The organism is Natrinema amylolyticum, assembly GCF_020515625.1.
Taxonomy (GTDB): domain Archaea; phylum Halobacteriota; class Halobacteria; order Halobacteriales; family Natrialbaceae; genus Natrinema; species Natrinema amylolyticum.
On the sequence record NZ_JAIWPJ010000001.1, the window covers coordinates 1,198,864 to 1,225,279 of the forward strand.

Below are 26,416 nucleotides of genomic sequence, written 5' to 3' on the forward strand. Positions count from 1 at the left end.
CACGTGATCCCATGAGCGACGCAGAACAGCCGACCGACGATGGCGTATCGGGCGACGACGAATTCGAGCCGATCCAGGTGTTCCCCGAGGCAGAGGAGATGGATCTCCGGCCGGGAGCCGATAACTGCTACAAGTGCTCGACCTGCGACACCAACTGTCCCGTCGCCGAGGTCGACGACGAGTTCCCCGGGCCGAAGTTCCAGGGGCCCGAGCAGTGGCGGCTCAAACGCCAGGACGACCAGGACGTCGACGACTCGGTGATGAAATGCTCGAACTGCATGCGCTGTGATAGCGCCTGTCCCTCCGACGTCCCCCTCTCGCAGATGCACAACACCGCTCGAGGCGAGTACGTCGAAGAACAGATGGAGAAGCTCTCGCGGGAGTACATTCGCAACCGAATCCTGGCGAACTACCGGCGACTCGCCCCGCTCGGATCGATGTTCCCGCGGACGACGAACTTCGTGATGGGGCTCTCGGCGACGCAGTGGCTCGGCGAAAAAGTGCTCGGCATTACGGGCGAGCGGGACTTTCCCGAGTTCGCGACGGAGACCTTTCGTGAATGGTGGACGAAACGAGGTGGCAACGCCACCTCGAAAAAGCGAGCGCAGAAGGCGCGAGCAAAGCGCGGCGACGCACAGGTCCGGAGCGACGAGAAGCGCATCGCGTACTTCCACGGCTGCTACGCGAATTACAACACCCCCGAGGTCGCGAAGGCGCTGGTCCGCGTCTACGAGCACTTCGGCTACGAGATCATGGTCCCCGACCAGCACTGCTCGGGGACGCCGATGTTCGCCAACGGGATGCTCGAGGACGCGCGCCGGTCGGCCGAGACGAACGTCCGCGAACTCCGCGCGGCCATCGCGGACGGCGCTGACGTCGTCGCCTCCTGTAGCTCCTGCTCGATGTCGCTGCGCCAGGAGTACCCCGAACTGTTCGACTTCGAGGGCACCGAGGACGTCGCGGAAAACACCTGGGACGCCGTCGAGTACCTCCGGGTTCACGAGGATCTCGAGGGCGAACTCGAGGACACCTCGGTCGGCGACGAGTTCGACGACTTCGCCTACCACGCGCCGTGTCACGCCCGGAACCAGGGGCTCGACGGCCAGACGACCGACGTACTTGCCGCCATCGACGGCGTCGATGCCCACGACGTCGGCGACTCCTGCTCGGGGATTTCCGGCACCTATGGCTGGAAGGCGGAGAATTACGAAACCTCCATGAAAATCGGGGCAGAAATGTTCGACCACATGGAGGAGTCAGAGGCGAAAACGGGACTCACGGAGTGTCCGACCTGTTCGATGCAGATGGAACACGGAACCGGGTACGAGATCACCCACACCCTCGAGGTGCTCGAGGCAGCGCTCGTCGGGGACGCGACGGAGGCGACCGCGCAGTAATGGATCTCCAGGAGCGCATCGCTCGCCGCCGATCGGCGCGGACGGGGCCGCACGTCGTCGTCGACCGCGAGCAGCTCAGCCCGGTCGTCCACCGGCCGGAACCGGTCGGGCGCGGCCCCGTCTTAGAGCAACTGCTCGACGCGCTCGAGCCGGTCTTCGATGGCGAGCTACCGCCGCCGGTCGCGGTGGTCGGGCCGGCGGGATCGGGAACGTCCGCGATCGTGACGGCCCTGTTCGACGCACTGAACGAGCAGTTCGGCGACTCGAACCGAACGATCGCCACGACGACGCGGGGCGGGAGCACCGGTCCGGTGACGTGGTTCGTCACCGTCGACGGCCGCCGCGTCGAGAGCCCGTTCGCGTTCTACCGGGCCGTGCTGTCCGGCATCTCCACCGAGCGGGTCCCCGAGAGCGGCGTCGGTACCGACGACCTGCGCGAGCGCTTGTCCGACAGACTCGCTCGCTCCGACCGCCGCGCGATCGTCGCGATCGACCACCACGACGAACCGGAGACGCTCAGTGCCGAGCGCGTCCGCGAACTGCTGGCCCCGGTCGCGGACCGCGTCGCCACCGTCGCGGTCGGACAGCGAACGCCCGACGGTCACCGGGGACCCACCGTCACCGTTCCGGCCTACCGAGATCACGAACTCGTTGACGTCGTGACCGACCGCGCCTCGACGGGCCTCGCCGCCGGCGCGCTCGACCACGACGCCGTTCGCGATCTCGCCGGCTGGGCCGACGGAAACGCACACGACGCGCTCGCGACCCTGTTCGGTGCGGCCGTCCTCGCGAGCGAGGCCGACGCGGATCGGATCGAACCGGCCCACCTCGAGCGGGCGCGGGACGACGTACCCGAGGACGGCGTTCACGTGAGCCGAGCGCTCGCGCTCTCGGAGACCCGCCAGCGGGTGTTGCTGGCACTGGCCGATATCGAGTCGAGCGAGCGGCCGATTCGCGAGATCGCGGCGGCGATCGCCGATCGATCGTCGCTGACCGCCGGGACGGTCAAGCGATTCCTGTACGAGCTCGCGGATCGCGGCGTCATCGCCAGAGTTCCATTGCCGACCACCGACAATGGTAGCGGACGACGGCCGAGTACGGTCGAGCTCCGGTTTCCGACGATCGCGTTTCGCTCGCTGACGACGTCCACGATTCCAACCCGCGGCGACGATACCGACGCGTAGTTTCGACCGTCCGACTCCTTTTTGACTGTGGGAAGAGTGGGTGCAGTCAATAACGGGTGAGCAATGACGATTAATATCGAGGAAACGACCGACCCGTGCGGGCTCACGGTGTCCGATTCGATCGAGCAACGCCGTCTGCAGGTCGAAACGTCGAGTCCGGTTCGGCCCGCCGCGATCGATCCCGACGACTTTCCGCTTCCGGTCGATACCGTCTGTGCCATCGACGCGGACGAACTCCGCTTGAACCAACTGTATTCGATCACGATCCACGACCGGACCGGCCAGACCGAAGCGAGTTTCGACGCGGGCGAAACGGCCCGGCTCGAGGACAGACCGCAGTTCGTCGGCGTGAGCGGTCCCATCAAACTCTACTGTCGAATCGACGTCCCGGGCACGATCGACATCGGGCTCGCATCGATCCGGATCGGCCTCGATCGCGAGAGCGAGATCGAACTCGGCGGCAGATCGCTTCACGAGCGACCCGCCGCGACCATCACGACGCCGCCCGATCCCGAGTCGATGATGGAGGCGATCTCCGCGTTCCCGTCGGCACTGAAGACGACCACGGCCGAGCGAACGTGGCCGACCCTGCGCGGCCATCCGCCGTTGGTCGAACTGGGCGACCGACTCGAGATACCGGAGACGCTCGACGGGCCCGACGGCGACGTGACGCTCACCGTTCCGCCGGAGTATCTATCGCTGTATCGGGCCGCACCGTTAGCGTTCTTTCTCGGCGCGACCGTTCGGCCGGGGTCCGAACCGGTACTCGAAACGAGCCGGTTCGAACGACCCTTACCAACCGGTGACGGATTCGAGGACGCAGTCGCACGGCTGCTGAAGCGCTTTTTCTTCCTCGAATGCCTGACTCGAACGGAGGGGATCTTCCAGTACGAACTCCACGGACGGCGGGCGCTCGAGGACAAGCTGCCGTACGATCTCGCGGAGATCTACGAGGCCGCCCCGTCGGAACGACTCGAACGCTATCTCGAAGTCCCGTACGAACGACTCGAACCGTACATTCCCCGCTGGCCGGTGACTGCGCACGTCCCGGCCGATCCGGACACCGTCGAGCTGTTACCGTTCATTATCAACGAACTCGGCATCGTTCGCGATTCGCGCGGCGGACCGCCCGAAACGGTTCCCGGTTCGGGAGACATCTCGGGAATGACCCGGTCGACGAGCCGAACCGGCGGGACGTCGCCGTCGCCGAGTGCGGACCGATCGTCGTTCGTCGTCCCCCACGTCACCGACGAGTCCGTCGAACACGCCTGGTTCGCCGACGACATTCCGCACGGGGCCTCGAAAGCGACGCTCGAGGCGTACCGAAACCAACTCGACCGCGACGCCAGAAGCGAGTCGATCGAGATCCTGCTCGTCTGTAACGACGCGCGGATGATCGGGGAACACGACCTCCTCGATAACGTCTACGGGAACCGAGAACTCCTCCCCTTCGAGGTTCACTCGGAGTTCGGCGTCGATACGGACCGACTGGCGACCCTGCTCACCGAGGGGGGCTACGACTTCTTCCACTATATCGGTCACGCGACCGCGGACGGTATCCGCTGTCCCGACGGGGAACTCGACGTCCGATCGCTCTCGTCGGTCGATCTGGGCGTCTTTTTCCTGAACGCCTGTCAGTCGTACGAACAGGGGCTCGCACTCACTCGACGCGGTGCGTTCGGCGGCGTCAGCACGTACGCCGATGTCGTGAACGATCGGGCCGTCGAGGCCGGAGAGACCATGGCTCGGTTGCTCAACTGGGGATTCCCGCTCCGGGCCGCGCTCGAAATCGCCAGGACGAACTCGTCACTGGGCGAGCAGTATCTCATCGTCGGTGACGGGTCGGCGGATATCGCTCAGTCGGACGGCGGGGCGCCCTCAGTCGTCGAACTGGAACGATGTGGGAACGACCAGTTCGATTTCGCTATCCAGTCGTACTCCACCAAGGAGTTCAAACTGGGAACGGCCACTGAATCGACGCTGCCGTCCGTCGCGGATCGCCACCTCAGTCCCGGGAAGACCGCCTTCTCGACGGTCGATAGAGCGGCTGTTCGGGAGTTACTCACGTGGAACGAAGCAGCGGTTCGAGTCGGCGACACGTTAGAGTGGGACGACGGATTCGGCTCTACCGTCTCCGAGTAACGCACGCTAATAGCGAAACCGTTCGTTGACGCACACTGTTTCTTCCGCCCGTCTTTCGAAAGAGTCCGACTACGCTTCGATATCGCTATTCAGGGGCCGACCTGCGACGAGCTCACTGCCACGGCCGATCCGGCCTGACTGAGCAGGACGAACAGGGTGAACAGTGCGCCGATCATTCGTGGGTGCTGTGCGAGGTAATCCGTCATGCTGTCTTTCACGGACATTACATTCCAATGGTTGTCACCAACCGCAATAAAATTATCTTATACTTACAAATAGTAGTAATTATAAAACAACGAGGGTCCGAAGCGATCGGGCGAAACCGATGTCCTCCGACAATCCGGTGCTATCGACCGAATCTACCGATGTACGGTCAGCGTATCGGTCGAATAAGACGTGCCTAGAGACCAACGATGCAACTCTGCAGTCGTCGGACGCTCTACCACTGGCGCTCTTCGCTCGTCGCGACTGCGACGACGTACCGAAACACCCCAGATCGAAGTCACGAGAACGACGAGCGTCAGCGCTCGAGACGTGGGCAATGTCAAAAAGACGGCTCACTTCTCACAGCAACCGAACCGCGAGTATCGTCGAGAGGCAGTCCTCGGCCGCTCAGTGGGCCGGCTGGGCCGCAACCGGCGTGATCGACGCGGCCGTTTCGTTGTCGGCCGTTCCGTCCGTCGATCCGGAGTCACTCGAGTCCGCGCTTCCGTCGTCGGCAGTGCTTTCGTTGCCGGTCGTCTCGTCGCTCTCGTTACCGGTCGTCTCGTTGCCGTCGGTCTGCTCCTGACTCTCGGTTTCCTCGAGACTGACGTCGACCGTCTCACCGTCGATGACGGCGGTCTCGGAGACGGTCGTCTCGCCGGTGTACTGCGTCATGCCGTCGTCACCCGGCACCACTGCACCGACGGTGTAGTTGCCGGTCGCTTCGACGCTGCTGTCGGTGTAGCCGTCGTCGACACCCAGCTCGTCGTCGGTCGCGTACGGAACCGTCAGTTCGAAGCTGCCGTCCTCGGCGAGATCGGCCTGTTGCGTGTAGGTGAACGTCCGGCCGGTGTCGGTCTCGAGTTCGACCGAGGTCCCGACCGTCGCGTTAGCGGCGTCGATCCCGCTCGCGTCGATGCTTCCAGCAATCGTCGCGCCCTCGACGCGCTCGAACGTCTTCACCGACGAGACGACGTGGGCGTCCCAGACCGGCCGCCCGAGCCCGCTATAGATCTGATCGTTGCTTCGAGCCGTCGCGAGTTGGCTCTGGATCGCTCGCGTTTGATTGGTCCATCCGGACTCGCGGAGCGAGACGGAACTCCGCGGAGTCAGACCGCCGCGCGTTCGCATCCCACCGACGATCGAGTACTCGTCACTCTCGTGGACGAGCCGGTACTGTTCCATTCCCGCAGCGTCCTGAAGGTACAGCGACGCCATCGTCGTGTTCTCGTAGTTGTCGTTGACGGTCGGCACCTCTCCCGTCTCGTTGCCCATCTGGAACTGTCGATTCTCGACGTACGAGCTGTAGCTGGGGCCCGACCACTGCGTGATCGCCCCGAACTTCCCGCCGGCCATCTGATCGTCGATCATGACGTACCGGATCTCCTCGTCGGTCTCGTTGCCCTGCGCGATCGCCTCGAGTTCCTCGTTGGACTTATCCGCGACGGAGCCGCCGGCGGCGATCCCGTCAAGGATCAGTTCCGCTCGCTCCTCGGACTGCGCGGTCAGATACGCCGACGACGACCGCGCGTTCTGCTGGAACGGGTTCGAGTGCGGGATCCGTTCGGCCTGAGTCGTTATCAGGTGGCCGTAGTCCCACCAGGACATGACTCCATACGATCCCTCCGGATAGTCGTAATCACCGTCTCCGGGGTTGTACGTGCCGTAGTAGTCGAGTTGACTGGCACTGTCTGCATCACCGTAGTTTCCGACCGCGGGCGTGTTCTCCTGGAGCCACTCGTTGGACCCCTCCCACTTCGTCGAACTCGACTGCGGATAGGTCTGTTCGGCCTGCCCCCAGGCCGTCGCAGTGGCCAACGGCGGCAACAGCGGTGCGAACAGGAGTAAGACGACGAGCGCGACGACGATGACCTGATAGGTCTCGATCGACCGCAGCGACTCGAGACTTCCCGTCAGGTCCAGACTGAAGAGTTGCACGAGTTCCGCGATGAACGCGGCGTTGACGATCGCGACCGCGAGCAGGAGGTAGTACGAGAAGCGGATCTGCGTCGCCGCCATACTGATCAGGAACACCGACCAGACGAGGACGAGCGCGTGTTCCGCACGGAACTTGCGACCCAGGAGCGGCCGGATCGCGAGGAAGGCTAACCCAGCGAGCATCGTGTAGAACGCAGTTCCGAACTCGCTGAAGACGTGATTCAGGAAGTTATCCGGCGCAGACGCCTCCTGAATGGTAACGTCGGTACCCTGCCCGCCGAAGGGGATCATCCGACGCGTCGCGTTGCCGATGATCGTATCGAACAGATCGGGCACGGCAAGCCACATCAGCAGGAACGTCGCGGCGATGAGCCCACCGACCGCGGCGGGGTAATACTGGCGCTCGAGGTCCCGGTTGTTCCACTGCCGGGCGAGCCAGGCCATGAAGACACAGCCGGCGGCCACGAGGAAGGCGGCGAGGGGCTGGAGCAGTCCGAAACTCGTCGATCCAGTGCTGCCCGGATCCTCTATCAACAGTGCCGTTAGCACCGCAGTCACGCCGAGACTCACCGCGCCCACGAAGGCGACGTGGTCCGGTGAGATCCCTCGCAGATAATCGAGCGAGAGCTGCACGGTAAAGAAGACCGCGAGGATACCGATCAGCAGGACCGCCGACGGCCAGATCCAGATGTACAGTGTGAGCGCGAGCCCCGCCAGCCCGCTGTAGATCGCGGGCGTTCGGAGCGCGTCCCAGTCTCGGTCGACGACGAGTTCGTAGACCGGTTTTTCGCGTTCGGCGACGGTGAGCGCGACCATCATCGCGAGGATCGCGAGTCCCATGAACAGCACCTCGGCGACGTGGTGGTCGAGCTGGCCTACCGTCGACCGGCTCAGGAACTGTCCCCGCGAGAGGGCGAGAACCAGCACGGCAACGATCCCGCCGAGCGTTCCACCGAGCCGTCGACCGGCGTAGAAGACCGGAATCGCCACGAGCGCGGCCATGACCGGAATCGAGAGCAGAGAGACCGCGTACAGCGTTTCACCGGACGGGTTACCGAGTCCGACGATCATCGCCGCGGTGACGATGAGCTGGTCGAACAGCGTCCCGAACTGGCCGACGTAGGTCCCGGTCGGGAACCCCGTCCAGACCTCGTAGGGCATCGTCCGCGGATAGTTCTCTGCCGTCCAGTTGATCGTCCGCCAGTGATACCACGAGTCGATCCCGGCCAGCGCGGGCGTTCCGTCCTCGGTGACGAACCGGTCGTACGACTGGGTTCGCAACCAGACCATAAACAGCATCACGACCCCCAGAACGGGGAGGTGATACCATTCCCGCCACGTCTCGAGGACGGACGTATCGGTCCCTTCCTCGACGTGTTCTGTGTCGGTACTCATTAGCTTGCACCAGACCCAACCCAAGAATAAGTCTTGTTATATACTCGTGGTCGTTTGATACCCGGTCTCGCATCGGTGCCGATTCCCTGACCCTCGCCTCGTCGTGAGCGTTACCGCGAGTCCGTTCGAACGAAAAAGCTTATTCGGGACTCACCGAAATCCGACGGCAATGAAGGTCTCCGTCGTCGTCTGTACCTACGCGATGGATCGCTACGACGTCTTTTCGGAGTGCGTCGACAGCGTCCTCGCACAGAGCTACGAGCCGCTCGAGGTCGTCCTCGTCGTCGACGGTAACGAGCCGGTTTTCGAGCGCGTCCAAGAGGACTACGGCGGTCTCGACGATGTCGTGCTCCACTGTAACGACGAGAATCAAGGTATTTCCTACAGCCGAACGCGAGGCGCGAAGATCGCGACCGGAGACGTCGTTGCGTTCATTGACGACGACGCCGTCGCCGAGGACGACTGGGTAGCGGAACTGGCTCGTGTCTACGACGAGACTGACGCGATCGCAGTCGGCGGCCACGTCGCCGCGGACTGGGTGACCGAAAAGCCCGATTTCTTCCCCGAGGAGTTCTACTGGCTCGTCGGCTGTGACGAGCGCGGGATGGGCGAGCACATGGACGAGTTGCGGAACACGTACGGCTCGAACATCTCGTTCCGGCGAGACGTATTCTTAAATGTCGGCGGCTACGACGAGAATACGGGTCGGCACGGTGATCGGCACATACAGGCCCACGAAGCGCCTGTCTGTATTCGGATGGCGAACACGTACGGGAAGGGCGTGATTTATAATACTGATGCGGTGGTTCACCACAAACTGTTCGACTACCGCGGAGACTTCCAGTGGCTCGTGTTCCGTTCGTTCTGGCAGGGGTACTCGAAGCGGATCATGGATATTCTCCTACCTGAAGCGAAGGACGACAAGAACGAGTACTTAGGACAGTTGATGCTCGAGTTCGTGCCGAATCGGCTGTCGGATCTCGTACAGCGGCCCTCGAGTGCGAAGGCGCAACAGCTCATGACGATCTTTATCTTTACCGCTGCAGTCGGCTTCGGCTATCTGTATGGGCTGGCCGACGTCAATCGGTCGGAACTGACCCTCGATCGCGATACGGCGGTCGAGGCCTGACAGAGACGCAGTTCTGTTCTGTACTCGAGACGATCCTCGGGTATCTTTTTACGACTTGACGTATTTCACCGCCGATTTCGATCGAATATCCGCTCGAGAACCGTTACTGCTCGAGTTCCGGGATTCCGCCGAGGTCATTGAGCCGATCGCCCATGAGGTACTCTTGGTAGTAGCCCAGTCCGCGGACGCCGGTGAGGAATCTCGAGAGCGCTCCGAACGCGAGTCGGTCGCGCGTCTCGAGGTCAGGATCAGGGGATTTGACACCACTCGGCCGCAGCGGGATACCGGGTGTGCCGTAACGATCGGGGTAATAGCGCTGGAGTTGACAGAGCCCGCGGCCAACGCGGCGGTCTTTGTTGATGAGTTCGGGGATAGAGTTACGCGTTGGATGGTACATAGTGACGTTTTCGGCGTAGTGCATGTCGTAGCCCGCCTCGTGAACGCGATTTCCGAACTCTTTGTCGCCGCCGGAAACGAGTCGATGGTCGAAGAGGCCTACGTTTTTGAAAACGGCTCTACGGGTCACGAGACAGCAGGTCGGCGTAAATTGGTGGTGCTCAAGGTATTGTTCGACCGGGAAACCAGTGTGATGATCGTAGCGGGCCGCTAGTGTCGGGTCGTCAGGGAGAATCAGTTCGACGCTGCAGCCCATGTAGTCCGTATTCGTTGATTGGAACGTTCGAAGTGCTGATTTGAGCCAGCCGTCAGGGACAGTCATATCGGCGTCGATAAACACAATAACATCACCGTTCGACTCCTTTATTCCCTCATTTCGGGCAGCGTACGATCCAGATATTTCGTCTTCGATGGCTAATCTGACTCGTTCGTTTCTTCGTTCGATTTCTTCGAGTACCGCCCGAGTACGATCAGTCGATCCATTATCTACCGGAAGAATTTCGAATCGTCCGCTGGAAAACGTTTGGTCAGTCAACGATGAAAGCGTTGCTCGAATCCCCTCTGGATCGTTATAGACAGGAATGATTATCGAGACGTCCGGGCGGGATCTATCGGTCGACTGCTTTTCACTCAGCATAACCCAAGGCCGTGAGTCGGTCCTCGACAATGGAATCGTCTATAGATTCGTAGCCGTTCGGTTCTTCCGCAGTTACTTTCTTCCGCTCACCATCGATGATCAGCCACGGCACTTCGACGAGTTCTCGACTCCGGAGCCCTGACGGGTGCCCGTATGCTCTCACTGGTATTGGATTCATTCGTTCCCCGAGCAGGTTCCCGTGGTCCGAACTAATAACTGTTTGACCGGGCAATTTAGGTATTAGTTCTGATACGTACTCCAATACGATATCCAGGTTCTCTTCGTAGGCTTCAACCACGTCTTCGAGTTCATAGTTTGCAACTCCATACTGTAATTCGTCCCAGACTGAGAATGAAAGACCATCTTTCTCACTTGTCGGCTGGTAGCCACGATGGTCAAGCGACTGACCTTTCGGTCCGATAAAGGGATAGTGTGGCTGCATGAAATGTACGAGTAACCGCTTGTTTGGGTACTCCGAGATCGCTCTTTCAGTCGCCTTAACGACTGTTTCTGGCATCACCGTCTGGTGTTCTTCATTCCACTCGGGAAGCAAATTTATTATATCGTGAAACGTTCCACTTTTTATTTGAGGAGAGAACGGATTTGCTGTGATATACACAGTATCCGTTAATTCGTTCCCATAAAAGTTTTCTTTAATAAATTCGAGACTCTGTGATCCGGCAGAAATTCTCTTCTCCAATTGACCATCGATCGTACTTTGTCGGGAAAACAGATCGTACCGACAGCCGTCGAGAAGGATCAGGTTATCCCAATCTTCCTCCATTATATGTGACACATCCGCATCAGAATCCGGCTTCTGCAGTACCTTATTGATGCTAATGAGAGATTTGGTAGCCTCTCCGCGAAGGATACTAGGGTTTTCTAATACGCGAAAAAAATTCCGTAGAGAAAACTTCTCTAACGACATATCTGTTGAATAATCGATGACGTATATATACTTTTCGCCCTATCTTAATCAGATATCAACCGATAAATATCATCGAGACCTTCGAGGTCACTTTCGAAGAAGTCCTTATTTCGAGAAATCTTTTTATCGCTCCATTCCCACCATTGAACGTCGAGAAGCTGATCCCGAACCGTCTCGGGAAATCGCCAACTTTTCCGTTTAGCAGGAACGCCAGCGACGACAGCGTACGGATCGACATCTCGAGTTACAATAGATCCTGCCCCGATAATTGCACCGTGGCCGATCTCAACTCCAGAGAGGATTACGGCACCCGTTCCTATCCACACATCACTCCCAATCCGTGTCGGGCCTTTTGTTACATGTGGGAGCTCCGAGTCGAGATACTTATCGTAGAAACGCATTTGGATGCTTGGACGGGTCATTAGATGGTCTCTTGCCTGAACAGTTACGTCACGGGCAACCGCACAGAAGTTTCCAACAGATATCTCTCCTATAAGCTCATCGTTGCGTACGAGGTACGTCCCTCGTCCGACCCGAACATCTCCCTCGAGATGGCTTCCAGTACCGACTGTTACGTCACGATCGAGGGAAATGTCTCCGATAAACTTGCAACCTCGTTCGATCGTGACTGAATTATCGAAATCGAGAGTAGTGTCGACTGGGGCACGGTTTACTATCGTTACGAGCGGCTTCGAATAGCGAGTTCGACGTAAAACACCCATTCCAGCCCTTCGAAGAGCATCTCCGACCATTTCCTTGTATCTCTTGGAGAACAAGTATGGTCCTTTCGATCATCTATTTGTTAGAACTGAGATGCGTGAGGTAGAAGTAATCGACGGCCTGTAAGTAAGGATAGTTACACCGTAATGACCCTCTTCCGACAAGGACTCCGAAAAATACGACGAGACGGTATCTACCAATTTTGCAAACAGGCAAAAAAAGAAGCAATCCAAGATAAGATATTACGATCCTATGTGAACGAAAGAATTGACGAACAAAGAGACATTACTACTGTAAATGAAATTGCAAGCTCCGGACAGCTATTATCTTGCGATCGTATCGAGCCACGGTTACATGAGATTCCTCGTAAAGAGTCTGTCAGAAGTGACGAACCGATCGCGAATATTCAAGCACATAAACCCTGCCCACAAGTATGTGGAATCGTTAACGGGGCAACTGTTCTGACTTCGTCCGGGATTGTTTCTCTGCCTGACGGAAGATTTGTTGCGGACTCCGTCGGACCTGTTCATCTTGCGTCGCGCAGGGTCAGTGTTGCTCTTTCTATGTTCGGATATCAGCACGGATTCACCAAACTTCAAGAGGTATTACCTACGACAGAGAGAGATATTCAACCGGATAGAACGATTGACATGGCAATTATTCTCATTCCTCTTTGGCCGAATTATTTCCATTGGACTATTGAATGCTTACTTAAGATTCATTGGCTGGAGAGATACAAGGAATCATCGGCCGATGATGTAAAAATTATCGTTCCAGAAACGTTGTCATCGTGGATGCGTGAATCCTTGTCTTTACTCGGTTACGATGATACTGACTATATATCTGTTCCCTCTCGAAAAGTATTTGTAAACGAACTCTTGATTCCGTCGCAAATAGAGCCAATTCCCGCACACGTGAACTGGCTGCGCGACCGAATGTCGAATTCGGTTGAAATGAGCGAGGAGAGAAATAATCGCATTTATATTTCTCGACGCGGAGCCACGAAAAGACGAGTGAGAAACGAAGGAGAAGTCGTCGCTTCGCTCCAGGCGAGAGGTTTCGAATCGTATGTACTCGAAAACCTCTCTGTTTCCGAACAAATAAAACTATTTTCAAACTCAAGCGCTGTAGTTGGGCCGCATGGTGCTGGATTTGCGAATATTATCTATTCGAATGATGCTAATGTTATCGAGTTATTCGGCCAAAAACGGCTCAATACCTACCAGAGACTTTCGATGGCGCTTGGACTTGAATACGAACCAGTATACTGTGAGGGTGACGGTTCAGATTTGGTCGTTGACACCGATGAACTCCTTCACACAGTTGACGATCAACTCGGCACTATCTAGGCAGAAAATTCGAACGGAAAACGGATCCTGTCAAATATATTTATTTCTGTCGGGACTCAGTTGAGTACTACACGAGAAGATTTTCGGTTAGACGCCGATTTGGCGTTCCGTATTACATCGGTCCCGGTCAGGTGATTTATCGAAGTATACAAATACACTGATTGGGACCCCTACGTATGGATCAGCCGAACGTTCTTCTGGTAATTCTCGACAGTGTCCGTGCCCAGAACGTAGGCCACCTTGGCTATCCACGGAACACGACACCACGGCTGGACGAGTTCGCGAACCAAGCGACGAGCTATACGACTGCGAAGGCGCCTGGTATTCACAGTATCTCGAGCCACGTCAGCATCTTCACTGGCCATCATGTGTCTCAACACCGTGCAACCACACATACGGCAACCTTGACTTCTGGACACACTATCTGGGAAGAATTAAACGATAAGGGATACCAAACCGGGCTTTTTACGTCGAACGCTGTCGTTTCTGAATCCTCAAACCTTTCGTCATTTTTCGATCACGTGGAGGGTCCGAAACGTCAAGAGCTGATATTTCCGAATGCGCTCGGTCCCGAAAACGTATCCGGTAACCCAAGTTATGGAGAGTACCTCCGAGCATGTCTCCAGAGTGATTCGCCAGCGAAATCTATTGTAAACGGACTGGGGCGAGAGTTTGGCAGTTCGACCGCAACACACGACCCCGAAAAGGAACACGGCGGTGAATACGTACAGGATTTCCTAGAATGGCGAGAATCGGGCTCTGGTCCCTGGGCGGCATGCGTTAATCTCATGGATGCACACTATCCATATCTGCCACAAGATTCGTACAATCTGTGGGGAGACGAGCGCCTAGAAAACCTCCATCGAGAGGCGATGGGAGGGCCGCTTACGACGCAATATCTCGGCGAGCGACCGCTCTGGGAACTTAAATCTTCGGAAAACCTATATGACGGCTGCATTAGGCAGGCTGACGCTTACGTCGCTGAGTTACTCAAGCGACTAGATGCAGCAAACGAACTCGAGGAGACGTTAGTCGTCATAACGAGCGATCACGGAGAGGGATTCGGCGAGTATAGCGTCGTGAACGACGCAGTACGTCTAATCGATCACAGTTGGGGTATCGGTGATGAACTCTCGCACGTTCCATTGGTTGTCAAGTACCCCGAACAGTCGACAGCGAAAACCGTGACCGAACCCGCGTCGCTGACTCGATTTCCGTCAGTCGTCAGAAGCCTCATCGAGGGTGAAAGGGAAAGCTTCGTTCCGGAGGAGGGACATGTGATCACGAGCTCGTATCGAATCGAGGAACCCGGTGACGGGTTACCGTTACCGGAGGCCGATCGAGAACCATATTTCGGTCCGTGGCACGCGGTCTGTCGCAAACAGGATGATACCGTGATCGTTGACGCCGTCCGTCGTGACGATCAAGTTCGGTATGAGACCTTGACACCAGACCGGCAAGCAATGAGAGATCGCGGGGACCGCGAGTTCGTCGAAGTGACCGTTGACGACCTAGCTAGGGTCGATGTGACTGGCACCGAGGAAGATATTGGGCCTGAAATCGAGCAACGATTACACGAACTCGGCTACAGGGCATAGGACGAACTAATGCTGTACAACGACATATCTAGCGTCTCGTCGTGGTAGTGAAAAGGAGGTCTTATTGTCTTCGCACTCACCGATAGGCGTATGCGGCTGGGCCAGACGTCAATAGTACATTTCGCCTCTCGGTTTTCGGCCTCTCTACTGGGTTTTATCGCGACGATATTTATTGCGCGATTTCTCGGCTCCGAAACCCTCGGAATCTATTATCTTGTCCTCTCGACGGTAGCTTGGCTGAGTATCGCTGTGAAAATGGGTGTTCCGAGCGCTATCACCAAACGAGTCAGCGAAGGAAACGACGAAGCCGCCTATCTGATTGCCGGCGGGACGATCGTCCTCGGTCTCTTCTTCGTTATATCCTTTCTCGTCATAATTTCACAAAATAGAATAAATGATTATCTTGGCTATCCAGCTGCAGAAGTCGTAGTGTTGTTTCTGTTCGTTACTCTCACACAGGCGGTCGTCAATTCGGTACTAAAGGGACAGCATCTCGTTCATGTATCGGGCGTCTTGACGCCAATTCGTACCGGAACACGGAGCCTAATTCAGATCGGTGCTATCCTCGCTGGGTTCAAAATTGCGGGCCTATTCGTAGGATATACTGTCGGTTACGTACTCGTCTCCGTACTCGGTCTCTGGATAGTCGTACGTCAGTTCGATGCTATTACCACACCGACAGTATCGCACTATCGTCGAATCATCTCCTATGCAGAGTACTCCTGGCTCAGCGAAATTCGTACGCGCGCGTTCAATTGGGTTGACGTAGCTGTACTTGGGTTCTTCGTGTCGTCGTCTCTCGTTGGAATCTACACGGCCGCTTGGAATATCTCGGTCTTCCTGATACTGTTCGGTGGATCATTGAGTCAGACGCTGTTCCCCGAGATGAGTTCACTATCAGCCGACGAAAACCCACAATCGGTAGCGGATCTATTCGAAACTGCGCTCTCCTACGGCGGATTGGTTCTTATCCCAGGGCTGGTTGGTGGCGTACTGCTTGGAGAACACTTGCTCCGAGTGTATGGTGAAGAATTCACGCAGGGCTCAGTCGTTCTTATAGTTCTCATCGTCGCGACGCTGATTCAAGGATATCAACGACAGTTCACGACGACGCTCGACGCCATCGACAGGCCAGATATGTCGTTCCGAGTCAACGCTGTGTTCATCGTCACGAACGTGGTTTTCAACGTCATTCTGATACCCTACTTCGGGATTCGAGGCGCAGCTGTGGCAACTGCGTCCTCGGTTTTCGTTAGCCTTCTCGTCGCCTACGGATCTCTCTCGGCGCTGATCGACTTCTCTATTCCCATCGGAGAAATCGGAAGACAGTGGATTGCAGCCGGTGTCATGGGAATGACGGTCTATGCTGGGCTTTACCTCGAATCGACGTACGGCAACGTCCGCAATATCGTTCTTGTATTGGTACTCGTCTCTTTCGGTGCGATCGTGTACTTTAGTACCTTGCTACTGATATCAAGACGCTTTCGGACTACCGTCGACCAGAACCTTCCCGTGGATCTTCCGATTGTTCAGGCATGAACTCCGAAAGTACACATGATCTTATATAATATGGATATATGATGGTTGATTTATCGTTCTAACACGGTCTCGAACCATATCGACGTCAAACTTCCGTCGGTGTTTCGTGACCGACCATCCCCGAAGACATATAACACTCAAGTAGAATCAGTGTGCACATGCAAGCAGTCGTTTTAGCAGCCGGCAAGGGCACCCGCCTCCGGCCGCTCACCGAAGACAAGCCGAAGGTCCTCGTCGAGGTCGACGGGAAACCCCTCATCGAGGACGTCATGGACAACCTCATCGAGGTCGGCGCGACCGAGTTCGTCCTCGTCGTCGGCTACATGAAAGAGAAGATCATCGAGCGCTACGGCGACGAGTACGAGGGCGTCCCGATCACCTACGCCCACCAGCGCGAACAGCTCGGGCTCGCTCACGCCATCCTCCAGGCGGAACCCCACATCGACGACGACTTCATGCTCATGCTGGGCGACAACGTCTTTCGGGCGAACCTCGGCGACGTGATCAACCGCCAGCAGGAGGAACGAGCCGACGCCGCGTTCCTGGTCGAGGAAGTCCCCTACGAGGAGGCCTCGAGGTACGGCGTCCTCGACACCAACGAGTACGGAGAGATCGTCGAGGTGACGGAGAAACCCGAGGACCCGCCGTCGAACCTCGTCATGACCGGGTTCTACACGTTCACACCCGAAATTTTCCACGCGTGTCACCTCGTCCAGCCCTCGGATCGCGGCGAGTACGAACTGCCGGACGCGATCGATCTGCTCATCCAGTCAGGCCGGACCATCGACGCGATCCGGATGGACGGCTGGCGCACCGACGTCGGCTACCCCGAGGATCGGGACCGCGCCGAAGAACGGATCTCGGAGCAAGAAGCCGAACCGGTCGAACAGTAGCGCTCGTCGCTCGATCGACGAGCCGTTCTCGAGTCGGTCGTCGACTCGAGGACGACCCAAAAGCGACTAATCACTGCCCTTCCTCTCACACGCCATGAACGTCTCCATCATCGGGAGCGGCTACGTCGGCACGACCGTCGCCGCCTGCCTCGCAGATCTCGGTCACGACGTTGTCAACGTCGAGATCGACGAGGAGATCGTCGAGACGATAAACGCCGGCGACGCCCCGATCCACGAGTTGGGACTCGCGGAACGGATCGCCGACCACGCGGGGACAAGCCTCCGTGCGACGACCGAGTACGACGCGGTTCGCGAGACGGACGTCACGTTCCTCTGTCTGCCCACGCCGCAGACGGACGACGGCGGTCTGGATCTCGCGATCATGCAGGCCGGCTCGGAGTCGCTCGGTCGCGCCCTCGCAGAGAAAGATGACGATCACCTCGTCGTCGTCAAGAGCACGGTCCTCCCCGGTACGACCGAGGACGTCGTCGGTCCGATCCTCGAGCGCGAGTCCGGAACCGAGATCGGCGACGGCCTCGAGCTCGCGATGAACCCCGAGTTTCTCCGGATGGGGACCGCAGTTCGAGACTTCCTCGAGCCGGACAAGATCGTCTTCGGCACTGCGAGCGAGGAGGCAGCCGCCACCCTCCGCGAACTCTACGCACCGATCCTCGAACGCGAGGAGACGGACCTCGTCGAGACGGACGTCCGCGAGGCCGAACTCATCAAGTACGCGAACAACGCCTTCCTCGCGTCGAAGGTCTCGCTGGTCAACGAACTGGGCAACATCGCCAGGGAGTACGACGCGGACGCCTACGAGGTGCTCGAGGCGGTTGGACTCGACGATCGGATCTCGGAGCGGTTCATGCGGTCGGGGCTGGGCTGGGGGGGTTCCTGTTTCCCCAAGGACGTCAACGCCCTGCGGGCCGGCGCTTGCGAGCAGGGGTACGACCCCGAACTCCTCGATGCGGTAGTCGCTGTCAACGACGAGCAACCGCGGCGACTCGTCGGCCTGCTCGCTGACCACGTCCCCCTCGAGGGGGCCAGGATCGCGGTGCTGGGCCTGTCGTTCAAGCCCGGGACCGACGACGTCCGTAAGTCGCGCGCGCTCGACGTGATCGAGTACCTGACGGAGCGCGGCGCGGACGTCGTCGCCTACGATCCGGTGGCGATCGAGAACGTCCGGCCCGACTATCCCGACATCGAGTACGCCGACTCGGCCGAGAGCGCGCTCGCGGGCGCGGATGGAGCCGTCGTCGCGACCGACTGGCCGGAGTTCGACGACCTCTCGTTCGAGGACATGGCCCGCTCGGTCGTGGTCGACGGACGGCGGATCGACGTCGACGAGGACGCTCTCGACGTTTACGAGGGGCTGACCTGGTAGCCATCGGGTTCTCGCGGCTGCAGTGAGGCCCCCGCTCGTAAAAGCCCGACACTGATCAATCAGTAGTCTTTTGCAGTTCGGTAGGGGAGTACTGCCCGATGGAAGACGATGCGGTCCACACGGGCTCAAGCGTCCTCTCGGACGGCGGCGAGACGATCGCCGCCACGGAGGAGGCGAGCGAGATTTCGCCCGACGAGGTGTGCGTTCTCATTCCGACGCTCAACGAGGCCGCCACGATCGCGGACGTGATCGAGGGCTTCTACGAGCAGGGGTACACGAACGTCGTCGTCGTCGACGGCGACTCGACCGACGATACCCGTGAGATCGCTCGCGAGCACGGCGCGGAGGTGCTGGTTCAGTCCGGCGACGGAAAGGGCCAGGCCGTCCGCGAGGCCCTCGAGTACGTCACGGTGCCGTACGTGTTGATGCTCGACGGCGACGGGACGTACGACCCGGCCGACGCCGACAGGATGATCGAACCCCTCTCTCGAGGGTACGAGCACGTCATCGGGAACCGCTTCGCCGATATGGACGACGACGCGATGCGCGCGTTGAACGGGTTCGGAAATCGGATGATAAATCGCACGTTCGGATTCGTCCACGGCGCGAACTACGAGGACATCCTCTCGGGCTATCGGGCGTTTACCGTCGACTCGTTCAGGCGGCTCTCGCTCGATTCCGACGGGTTCACGATCGAAACCGAACTCGCCGTCGAGTGCGTCAAACACGGCGTCGAGACGACGGTCGTCCCGATCAGTTACAGCGCCCGACCCGACGAGTCCGAGACCAACCTGCACCCGGTCAAAGACGGGGGGACGATCATGCTGGCGCTGTACTCGCTGGCCAAGACCAACAACCCCCTGTTTTACTTCGGGAGTCTCGGCATCGGTGGCATCCTCTCCGGCGCGCTCATCGCGACGTACGTCCTCTGGGAGTGGGTTCAGTACCACCAGAGCCACGAAGTCATGGCTCTGGCCTCGGCGGCCGCGATCCTGCTGGGCGTCCAACTGCTCATGTTCGGCGTCCTCTCGGACATGCTCGTGACCTTACACCGCGAACAGCGCCGGCGGCTCGAGCGGATCGCTCGAAACGAGCGCGACGAGTGACTGCGAGTGCGACGGTGACCGGACGACAGCGTGACCGACCGCACCACTGGTGAAATCGGCCTCAGAAGGGTAGAAGCGAGCGGACCTGTGCGACGACGCCGCCCGAGTTGTTGTGGCGGTACGCCTCGAACGGCTTATGCAGTTGGTTCAACAGCTCCTGACGGGAGTCGAACTGTTCCGTCGGCACTTCGGCGAGCATTTCGCTCAGCGCCACGTCGTTTCCGTGAACGTCATAGGGGATGCGCTCGTGTCCGATTTCGGCCTCGACCTCGTCTTTCGTGGCCGGGAAGGACAGATCTGCGTCCCTGAGATGAGCGTCGACGGCAGCGATGCCGAACTCGATACTGTCGGGTTCCTCGTCGTCTCCGCTCGATGGTGGCCGGACTCCCATGCCTGTACATCTCGCTACGGAGCCGATTATAAAAATGGCTGCGGAGACGACCGGCGACCGCCGGTCCCCGTCGACACTCCTTTGGGGACCGCGCCGGAGTATGGCATATGACCGAGTACACCACGGTGTCGATCCCGAAGGACCTCGCGGACCGGGTCGACGAGACCATCGAGGGAACGAGCTTCCAGAGCACGAGCGATCTCGTCCGGTTCCTGCTTCGAAGCATCGTCATTCAACATCAGAAGGAAGGCGAACTCACCGAAGCGGAGTTCGAAGAGATCACCGAACAGCTCCGCGGGCTGGGCTACCTCGAGTAGGCGCGCCGACGGACGAGGCTACCTCGAGTAGGGAGGCTCCGCGGTCGATCGCCGACGGAGGACGGCCATTCGTCGCGGACGGCCACCGGGACAGCGCTTTTCAGAGTCGAAGCGAGTAGTACCGAATGGAGGTCCAAACAGATGCCGCATATTCCGGACTTCCCGTCTCGGGACTCCGACGAGTCCGACGACGATCGAGGCGAACGGGCACCTAATAGCATCATCGATCGCATCATCGGTAACGGCGAGTTGCCGGTGACCGCCGGGATCTGACTCCCGGCCCCTCTCGTCTCGTTTTTTCGTCACTGACGGAGCTATCGATCACTGACCGTTCCTCGCCGCCTCGAGTGGCGACCGTCGTCTCAGTCGGTCAACGATTGCCCCGGCGGCGAGGCGTCGATGATCTCGAGCGGCTGGCGCTCGCCGCTCCGGTCGAATGCGCCGAACGACCGTTCGTCGACTTCCCACGGCGGAACGGCCACGAAGATGACCTGTGCCAGATCGTCCCGCCGCGTCACCTGGAGTTCGCCGACGGGATGGGACACGAACCGACCCTGTGCCTGTCGAGCGGGCGTCGAGAGATCGACCCCGAAGACGGCGTTGACCGGATTGCCGGGATCGGGGAGGAAGAAATCGGTAAAGACTGGCGCGTCCGGCGGGAGCCCGTCCGCGCCCTCGAGTTCGCTCGCGGGAACGACCGAGACGCCGGTCGTCACGTCGTCGGGATCGGCGTCGCTGGCCAGGTCCAACAGGACGTCGACGAGCCCGCGGGTTACGTAGACCACAGGCGTGCTATGGGTGGACGGTAGTTAGATGTATGCCCAACGGCAGTCGGGCGGCCGACATCGCGTCCTCAGACGGGAAGCATCTCCCAGGCCGTCTCCGCGTACAGCCGGGGCGCTCGCTTGCGGGAGCGGGAGAGCGCGTCCTCGAGGACGCGCGCGGCACCGTCCATCACGCCGGCTCCGTGACCGACGAGCACGCGTTCGGGCGCGACGCCGCGGAGGGCCGTCCGGGGCGGTTTCAGTCGCAACATCGGGTGGACGCCGAGTCGCTCGTCGCCGGCCAGGAAGAAGTCGGCGGTCCCGACCGTCTCGGGGACGACGAGGGTGCCGTCGGCCGGATTGTACAGTGCGATCTCCTGCCAGAACCGGCTATCGACGACCGTGATCGCCCGAATCCCGGTATCGGAGAGTTCGTCGTCGAATCGAGCGACCGCGGCGTCGATCTCCTCGGTGACGCCCGTGAACCAGTCGGGAAGGTAGACGGGAACGTCGTGGCGGTCCGCGATCGCGGCGGCGTCGCGTTTGTGCCGGTCGAGCCCGACGACGACCCCGGCCACGTCGCCAAACTCGGCGAAGAGGTCGTCAATCCCCTCGGCGTCGACGGGATCGACGACCCAGACCTCGCCGTCCACCTCGAGAGCGTGGCTGGCGCGTTGCATCTGTTCCTCCGGATGGGCGATCCAGCCGACGCCCCCGTCGAAGCGGTCGATCTCGCGGTAGTCGGTGGCGCGCTCGTCGACGCGAAAGCTCATACGCGTGGTACGGCCTCTCAGTCCATAAACGTGGGTAAACGGTGCGTCGCGCAGTCGCCGTTGTCTCCGGTCGCCGATGACCGCCACTGCGAGCGGCCGCTCGCAGCGCCCGCTCCGCCGGACCTCGGCGACGCTTCTAAACGCGCGCTCCGCGTACGGTCGCGTATGCTATCCGGGCTGGCCTGGCTGGCGCTCGAGGCGAAGTACCTCGAGCCGGCGAGGGAGTTCTACGAGGAGCGGTTGGGACTGACCGTCCGCGAGCGCGGACCGGACGAGGTCGTCTTCGCGGCCGGGGAGACCGACCTCGTGTGTCGCCGCCCCGACGCGCTCCCGCGGGGCGGGCTACACACCCACTACGCGTTCTCGATCCCCGCGAGCGAGTACGACGACTGGTGGGAGCGACTGGCCGCGGAGTACGATCTCGAGGAGGCCCAGTTCGGCTCCGCGCGGTCGCTGTACCTGTACGATCCCGACGGGAACTGCGTCGAACTCGGCCAGCAGGACGTGGCCGGCCCGGGGATCGACGGAATCTTCGAAGTCGTCCTCGAGGTCGAGAGCCTCGACCGCGCGCGCGACTTCTACGAAGATCTGGGCTTCGAGACGGTCGACGAGGGCGACGACCGCAAGCGCTTGCGGCTGCACGGGCCGATGGCGCTCGAGCTCTGGGAGCCCCATCTGGGCATCGCCGACGCCCGCGGCGGCGTCCACGTCGACCTCGGGTTCGAGACGGACGATCCCGAGGCGGCGCTCGAGGCGGTAGCCGATCGCGTCCGATCGGTCGAGCGAGCGGCCGACGACGAAGTCGTCGTTCGCGATCCGGACGGCCACTTTCTGACGTTTACGTCGGCGTGATCATCGAGAGCTCGAGTGGACGGCCGCCTCGCGTGAATGGGTTCCAACTCGGGCACGATTTCACGCCCAGAAACTCTCGGGGAAGTGATTTAAATCAACGGCCACTTGTGACGAATATGTCGTTTCCTATTCGCCGCGCGGATGTCGTGTCCGGCAGTATCGTCGCCCTGCTCACTGCACCCACCGGTATCGGAGCCGCGGTCGGCGGCTGGATCGCTGCTCGTCGAACGAGTCATCCGAGGACGGGCGCGGTCGCGGGCGGGACGGTCGGCCTGCTCAGTGCGATCCCGTGGGCGGCCGTGGTGTACGCGGCGAGTGCCGGTATGATCGGACGAATCGGGTATCACGGCGAGTGGTTCCACATCGGTCTCACCCCGGTCGCGCCCGACGCGCTCGTTCCGTGGCAGGAGATCGGCATCGCCGTTCTCGTTGCGCTCGGTCTCGTTGCCGCCGCCGCTCTGGGCGGACTCGTCGCCGGACGCTCGTCGAACGAAACTGGCGAGGTTCGGCGGGAACCGGGACGAGCCGACTAGGTGCCATCGACCCGTCGCAACGCTCTCGGAACCCGGCTAGAGTCGCTCCGTATTCACGTCGACGCCTGGCGGCAGCACGAGCAGAAAGCCTCGGAAGTGGACGAGTTCGCCGCCCGATTCCTTGACGTCCCGCGCGAACCCGGCGGCCAGTTCGTTGACGTTGCCCTCGACGCTCAGAATGAGGACGTTCCCCTTCGAGATCGCCTCGAGCCACTCGTCGGCCGGTGTCTCTCCGTCGAGGACGCCGAGAACGAGGCTGCCCTCGAGATCGAGTTCGTCGTCGATGTGCTCCTCGACGGCCCGAAGGTCGAGGTCGAAATCGCTCATACCGGGTGGGTCGAACCGGGACGAGAAAAACGTTCGCCTCCGAACTTTTGCTCTGCGGGCGCGCCGGAGGCGCGCCCTCGGTAAAATCTCGAGAGAGCGCACAGCGCTCTCTCGGACCTCGCGGGAGCGAAGCTCCCGCTTAGCTTCGATGAAAAGCCTACGTCACCCCCTCAGCCGCGCCGGTGGCGCGGCTTCGAGGGCTCCTCGGCCCGCTCGCTCACTCCGTTCGCTCACGGATGCTGTCGAATACGGATAATCAGTCCATCGGGAACTCCTTCTGGAACCCACGGAACTCGGTGCGGTGGGCCTCCTCGTCCGCGAGGATCGTCACCGCGACATCCTCGGTGACCGGGTCGTTCGCCTCGGACGCGGCCTCGTGGAGCGACTGGTAGGTCTCGATCGCGTCGTTCTCGGCCTCGAGGACTCCCTCGATGACCGACTGAACGTCAGTCGTGTCTTCGGGCGGCTGGAGGCTGTGCTGGTTGGCCTCGAACGACTCCGACCCCGGCGGCGACTCGTCGAGTTGCTTCAGGCGCTCGCCGAGCATCCGCGCGTGGTCGAGTTCCTCCTGAATGTCCTCCTCGAGACTCGTCTTGACCTCCTCGGCGTGGATACCGTCGAGGACGATCGCGTTCGTCTGGTAGTTCATCACGGTCTCGAGTTCGTCGATGTACGCTCCCGTCAGTAGATCGGTGATTTCGTCGGTCGTCATGCGCGCCGACCTACCACGACCGAGCATAAAACACCCACACGCGCGTTTGCTCCATTCGGGTCCGTGATTCGGGCGTCGCTCCCGGGACCCGTCGTCGCTCGTGGCGACGCGATCGCGGACGGTCGTGACCACCCGAGCGCGGAGCCGGCCGACAGCCGAGTATGGACGTTCGTCCATTCTGTTCGCCCACAATTAGATGTGAGAATCATTCGGCCGGCTCGAGATCGGATCAGCTGACCGAACGTCTATCGACGATCGCGCGCCAGCGCTCGAGCGGCTCGATTAAGACGGAATCGAGTATAATTCAGGGAGCGTTCTCGGGAATTGACTCGAACGCCCGGTTCCATCTAAACAGTACTAGGAGATACGATCTGATAATAGGCCGCCGCAGTCGTGCGGTTTTCTAACTACTATGATCGATAGTGAACTTCTCGGCCACCGAACATCGTCGGCTACAGCGATAGTTTTATATACTTCGTCGCACCTCGGATTCAGATACAATGTCTTCACAAGACAGCCCATCCTCTGACAACAGTCAGGGGGGTCGAGTTCTTCCAGGGCACGTTAGATTCCACTGACGAAATAGAGTCAGCACGTGTCTTCGATACGACCCTCCGGGACGGCGAACAGTCGCCCGGCACTTCGTTCTCCTACGACGATAAACGGCAGATCGCGTCCATCTTGGACGAGATGGGAACCCACGTCATCGAGGCCGGGTTCCCCGTCAACTCCGACGCGGAGTTCGAAGCCGTTCGTGATATCGCTTCGGCGACCAGCTCGACGACCTGCGGCTTAGCCCGCGTCGTCGACGGTGACATCGAAGCGGCCCTCGATTCCGGCGTCGAGATGGTGCACACGTTCGTCAGCACCAGCGACGTCCAGATCGAGGACTCGATGCACGCCACCCGGGAGGAAGTCGTACAGCGCGCAGTCGAATCGGTCGAACGCATCACGGAGGCGGGCGCGACCTGCATGTTCTCGCCGATGGATGCGACTCGAACCGACGAGGAGTTCCTGATCGACGTGATCGAAGCGGTCACCGAGGCGGGAACCGACTGGATCAACATTCCCGACACCTGCGGCGTCGCCACGCCGACCCGATTCCGGGCCATGATCGAGAAGGTCTGTGCCCACACCGACGCGCGGGTCGACGTCCACGCCCACGACGACTTCGGGCTGGCCACCGCGAACGCCCTGGCCGGCATCGAAGCGGGCGCGGCACAGGCGCAGGTGTCGGTCAACTCGATCGGCGAGCGGGCCGGTAACGCCGCCTACGAGGAGTACGTGATGGCCGTCGAGTCGCTCTACCAGTGCGATACCGGTATCGACACGACGCGCATCACCGAACTCTCGGAGATCGTCGAGGAGAAGAGCGGCATGGATACGCCCGGCAACAAGCCGATCGTCGGCGACAACGCCTTCTCCCACGAGAGCGGCATCCACGCCGCCGGCGTCATCGAGAACTCCGACACCTTCGAACCCGGCGTCATGACCCCCGAGATGGTCGGTGCCGAGCGCCGACTGGTCATGGGGAAACACACCGGGACTCACTCGGTCCGCGAGCGACTCGTCGAACGCGGCTTCGAGCCCACCGACGACCAGGTCCGAGCGGTCACCCGCCGCGTCAAGGACTACGGGGCCGAGAAGCGCCGAGTCACGGTCGACGATCTCGAGCGCTTCGCCGAAGAGGCTGGCATCGAGCGCCAGTCCGAGGAGGAGGAGGAGGTGCGCGTCTGAGGGATGTCTTCCTCGTTTGCCACCGTCCGCGAGCACCCGCTGTCGCACTCGAGCGGCCGGACCCGCGCGAC

Annotated in this window: 25 protein-coding genes; 15 read left to right on the top strand and 10 right to left on the bottom strand. The window is 60.2% G+C overall.

The annotated features are described in order from the left end of the window. The first annotated feature begins 11 nt into the window (after window positions 1-11). From LDH66_RS05890 to LDH66_RS05900, 3 genes are all read left to right on the top strand, one after another. Window positions 12-1,397 carry an anaerobic glycerol-3-phosphate dehydrogenase subunit C gene (locus LDH66_RS05890; protein ID WP_226480135.1) on the top strand — a complete coding sequence of 462 codons (1,386 nt, stop codon included), beginning with the start codon at window positions 12-14 and terminating at the stop codon, window positions 1,395-1,397. Further along, on the top strand, window positions 1,397-2,581 hold the full coding sequence (locus LDH66_RS05895) for a Cdc6/Cdc18 family protein (protein ID WP_226480136.1): 1,185 nt from the start codon (window positions 1,397-1,399) through the stop codon (window positions 2,579-2,581). The genes LDH66_RS05890 and LDH66_RS05895 overlap by 1 nt, the downstream gene beginning before the upstream one ends. Before the next feature lie 63 nt (window positions 2,582-2,644). Then, window positions 2,645-4,723: a hypothetical protein gene (locus LDH66_RS05900; RefSeq protein ID WP_226480137.1), complete on the top strand. Its 2,079-nt coding sequence runs from the start codon at window positions 2,645-2,647 to the stop codon at window positions 4,721-4,723. A gap of 89 nt (window positions 4,724-4,812) precedes the next feature. Here LDH66_RS05900 and LDH66_RS22870 read toward each other — a convergent pair whose 3' ends face one another. Next, on the bottom strand, window positions 4,813-4,947 hold the full coding sequence (locus tag LDH66_RS22870; RefSeq protein ID WP_264182212.1) for a DUF7503 family protein: 135 nt from the start codon (window positions 4,945-4,947) through the stop codon (window positions 4,813-4,815). Between the two features lie 388 nt (window positions 4,948-5,335). Continuing rightward, entirely contained in the window at window positions 5,336-8,260 is a 2,925-nt protein-coding gene (locus tag LDH66_RS05905; protein ID WP_226480138.1) for an oligosaccharyl transferase, archaeosortase A system-associated, read from the bottom strand. Window positions 8,261-8,429: 169 nt separating this feature from the next. Here LDH66_RS05905 and aglG point away from each other — a divergent pair, with 169 nt between their 5' ends. After that, window positions 8,430-9,389, top strand: coding sequence for a glucosyl-dolichyl phosphate glucuronosyltransferase (gene aglG / locus LDH66_RS05910; protein ID WP_226480139.1), 960 nt, complete (start codon window positions 8,430-8,432; stop codon window positions 9,387-9,389). A 103-nt stretch (window positions 9,390-9,492) separates the two neighbouring features. On the opposite strand, the gene LDH66_RS05915 is transcribed toward aglG, so the two are convergent. The 3 genes from LDH66_RS05915 to LDH66_RS23095 form a co-directional block, all read right to left on the bottom strand. Next, the gene (locus LDH66_RS05915; RefSeq protein ID WP_226480140.1) at window positions 9,493-10,422 is read right to left on the bottom strand and encodes a glycosyltransferase family 2 protein; all 930 of its coding nucleotides are present in this window, start codon (window positions 10,420-10,422) and stop codon (window positions 9,493-9,495) included. After that, window positions 10,412-11,206 (bottom strand): hypothetical protein, encoded by a 795-nt coding sequence (locus LDH66_RS05920; RefSeq protein WP_226480141.1) that lies wholly within the window; start codon window positions 11,204-11,206, stop codon window positions 10,412-10,414. Before LDH66_RS05920 ends, LDH66_RS05915 begins: the two co-directional genes overlap by 11 nt. Before the next feature lie 188 nt (window positions 11,207-11,394). Continuing rightward, window positions 11,395-12,102: a CatB-related O-acetyltransferase gene (locus LDH66_RS23095; protein ID WP_319004343.1), complete on the bottom strand. Its 708-nt coding sequence runs from the start codon at window positions 12,100-12,102 to the stop codon at window positions 11,395-11,397. Between the two features lie 114 nt (window positions 12,103-12,216). On the opposite strand from LDH66_RS23095, the gene LDH66_RS05930 reads away from it, so the two are divergent. The 6 genes from LDH66_RS05930 to aglJ all read left to right on the top strand — a co-directional run bounded on the left by LDH66_RS05930 (window position 12,217) and on the right by aglJ (window position 19,939). Continuing rightward, a complete protein-coding gene (locus LDH66_RS05930) occupies window positions 12,217-13,419 on the top strand; it encodes a glycosyltransferase family 61 protein (RefSeq protein ID WP_226480142.1) in 1,203 nt (400 codons plus the stop codon). 176 nt (window positions 13,420-13,595) lie between these two features. Beyond that, a complete protein-coding gene (locus tag LDH66_RS05935; protein ID WP_226480143.1) occupies window positions 13,596-15,017 on the top strand; it encodes a sulfatase-like hydrolase/transferase in 1,422 nt (473 codons plus the stop codon). Window positions 15,018-15,107: 90 nt separating this feature from the next. Next, complete coding sequence (locus LDH66_RS05940) at window positions 15,108-16,556, top strand: flippase (RefSeq protein WP_226480144.1); 1,449 nt, start codon at window positions 15,108-15,110, stop codon at window positions 16,554-16,556. Between the two features lie 158 nt (window positions 16,557-16,714). After that, window positions 16,715-17,449 (top strand): UTP--glucose-1-phosphate uridylyltransferase AglF, encoded by a 735-nt coding sequence (gene aglF, locus LDH66_RS05945; protein WP_226480145.1) that lies wholly within the window; start codon window positions 16,715-16,717, stop codon window positions 17,447-17,449. 94 nt (window positions 17,450-17,543) lie between these two features. Continuing rightward, entirely contained in the window at window positions 17,544-18,833 is a 1,290-nt protein-coding gene (gene aglM, locus LDH66_RS05950; protein WP_226480146.1) for a UDP-glucose 6-dehydrogenase AglM, read from the top strand. 98 nt (window positions 18,834-18,931) lie between these two features. After that, window positions 18,932-19,939, top strand: a complete 1,008-nt coding sequence (aglJ, locus tag LDH66_RS05955) for an S-layer glycoprotein N-glycosyltransferase AglJ (RefSeq protein WP_226480147.1) — start codon at window positions 18,932-18,934, stop codon at window positions 19,937-19,939. Window positions 19,940-20,000: 61 nt separating this feature from the next. On the opposite strand, the gene LDH66_RS05960 is transcribed toward aglJ, so the two are convergent. Then, on the bottom strand, window positions 20,001-20,330 hold the full coding sequence (locus LDH66_RS05960; protein ID WP_226480148.1) for a DUF5789 family protein: 330 nt from the start codon (window positions 20,328-20,330) through the stop codon (window positions 20,001-20,003). 107 nt (window positions 20,331-20,437) lie between these two features. Here LDH66_RS05960 and LDH66_RS05965 point away from each other — a divergent pair, with 107 nt between their 5' ends. Both LDH66_RS05965 and LDH66_RS22875 read left to right on the top strand, forming a co-directional pair. Further along, window positions 20,438-20,647 carry a ribbon-helix-helix domain-containing protein gene (locus tag LDH66_RS05965; protein WP_207289379.1) on the top strand — a complete coding sequence of 70 codons (210 nt, stop codon included), beginning with the start codon at window positions 20,438-20,440 and terminating at the stop codon, window positions 20,645-20,647. A gap of 141 nt (window positions 20,648-20,788) precedes the next feature. Continuing rightward, complete coding sequence (locus tag LDH66_RS22875; RefSeq protein WP_264182214.1) at window positions 20,789-20,920, top strand: hypothetical protein; 132 nt, start codon at window positions 20,789-20,791, stop codon at window positions 20,918-20,920. An 89-nt stretch (window positions 20,921-21,009) separates the two neighbouring features. Here the strand turns inward: LDH66_RS22875 and LDH66_RS05970 are convergent, their stop codons facing one another. After that, entirely contained in the window at window positions 21,010-21,432 is a 423-nt protein-coding gene (locus LDH66_RS05970; protein ID WP_226480149.1) for a JAB/MPN domain protein-containing protein, read from the bottom strand. A gap of 68 nt (window positions 21,433-21,500) precedes the next feature. After that, the gene (locus tag LDH66_RS05975; protein ID WP_226480150.1) at window positions 21,501-22,184 is read right to left on the bottom strand and encodes a hypothetical protein; all 684 of its coding nucleotides are present in this window, start codon (window positions 22,182-22,184) and stop codon (window positions 21,501-21,503) included. Between the two features lie 165 nt (window positions 22,185-22,349). Here LDH66_RS05975 and LDH66_RS05980 point away from each other — a divergent pair, with 165 nt between their 5' ends. Both LDH66_RS05980 and LDH66_RS05985 read left to right on the top strand, forming a co-directional pair. Next, window positions 22,350-23,036 (top strand): VOC family protein, encoded by a 687-nt coding sequence (locus LDH66_RS05980; RefSeq protein ID WP_226480151.1) that lies wholly within the window; start codon window positions 22,350-22,352, stop codon window positions 23,034-23,036. A gap of 116 nt (window positions 23,037-23,152) precedes the next feature. After that, on the top strand, window positions 23,153-23,569 hold the full coding sequence (locus LDH66_RS05985; protein WP_226480152.1) for a hypothetical protein: 417 nt from the start codon (window positions 23,153-23,155) through the stop codon (window positions 23,567-23,569). Between the two features lie 36 nt (window positions 23,570-23,605). Here the strand turns inward: LDH66_RS05985 and LDH66_RS05990 are convergent, their stop codons facing one another. Together LDH66_RS05990 and LDH66_RS05995 are read right to left on the bottom strand one after the other, a co-directional pair. Continuing rightward, complete coding sequence (locus tag LDH66_RS05990) at window positions 23,606-23,896, bottom strand: DUF5779 family protein (protein WP_226480153.1); 291 nt, start codon at window positions 23,894-23,896, stop codon at window positions 23,606-23,608. Window positions 23,897-24,152: 256 nt separating this feature from the next. Continuing rightward, window positions 24,153-24,608 carry a ferritin-like domain-containing protein gene (locus LDH66_RS05995; RefSeq protein ID WP_226480154.1) on the bottom strand — a complete coding sequence of 152 codons (456 nt, stop codon included), beginning with the start codon at window positions 24,606-24,608 and terminating at the stop codon, window positions 24,153-24,155. 489 nt (window positions 24,609-25,097) lie between these two features. On the opposite strand from LDH66_RS05995, the gene LDH66_RS06000 reads away from it, so the two are divergent. Further along, entirely contained in the window at window positions 25,098-26,345 is a 1,248-nt protein-coding gene (locus LDH66_RS06000; RefSeq protein ID WP_425492908.1) for a LeuA family protein, read from the top strand. Window positions 26,346-26,416 lie beyond the last annotated feature (71 nt).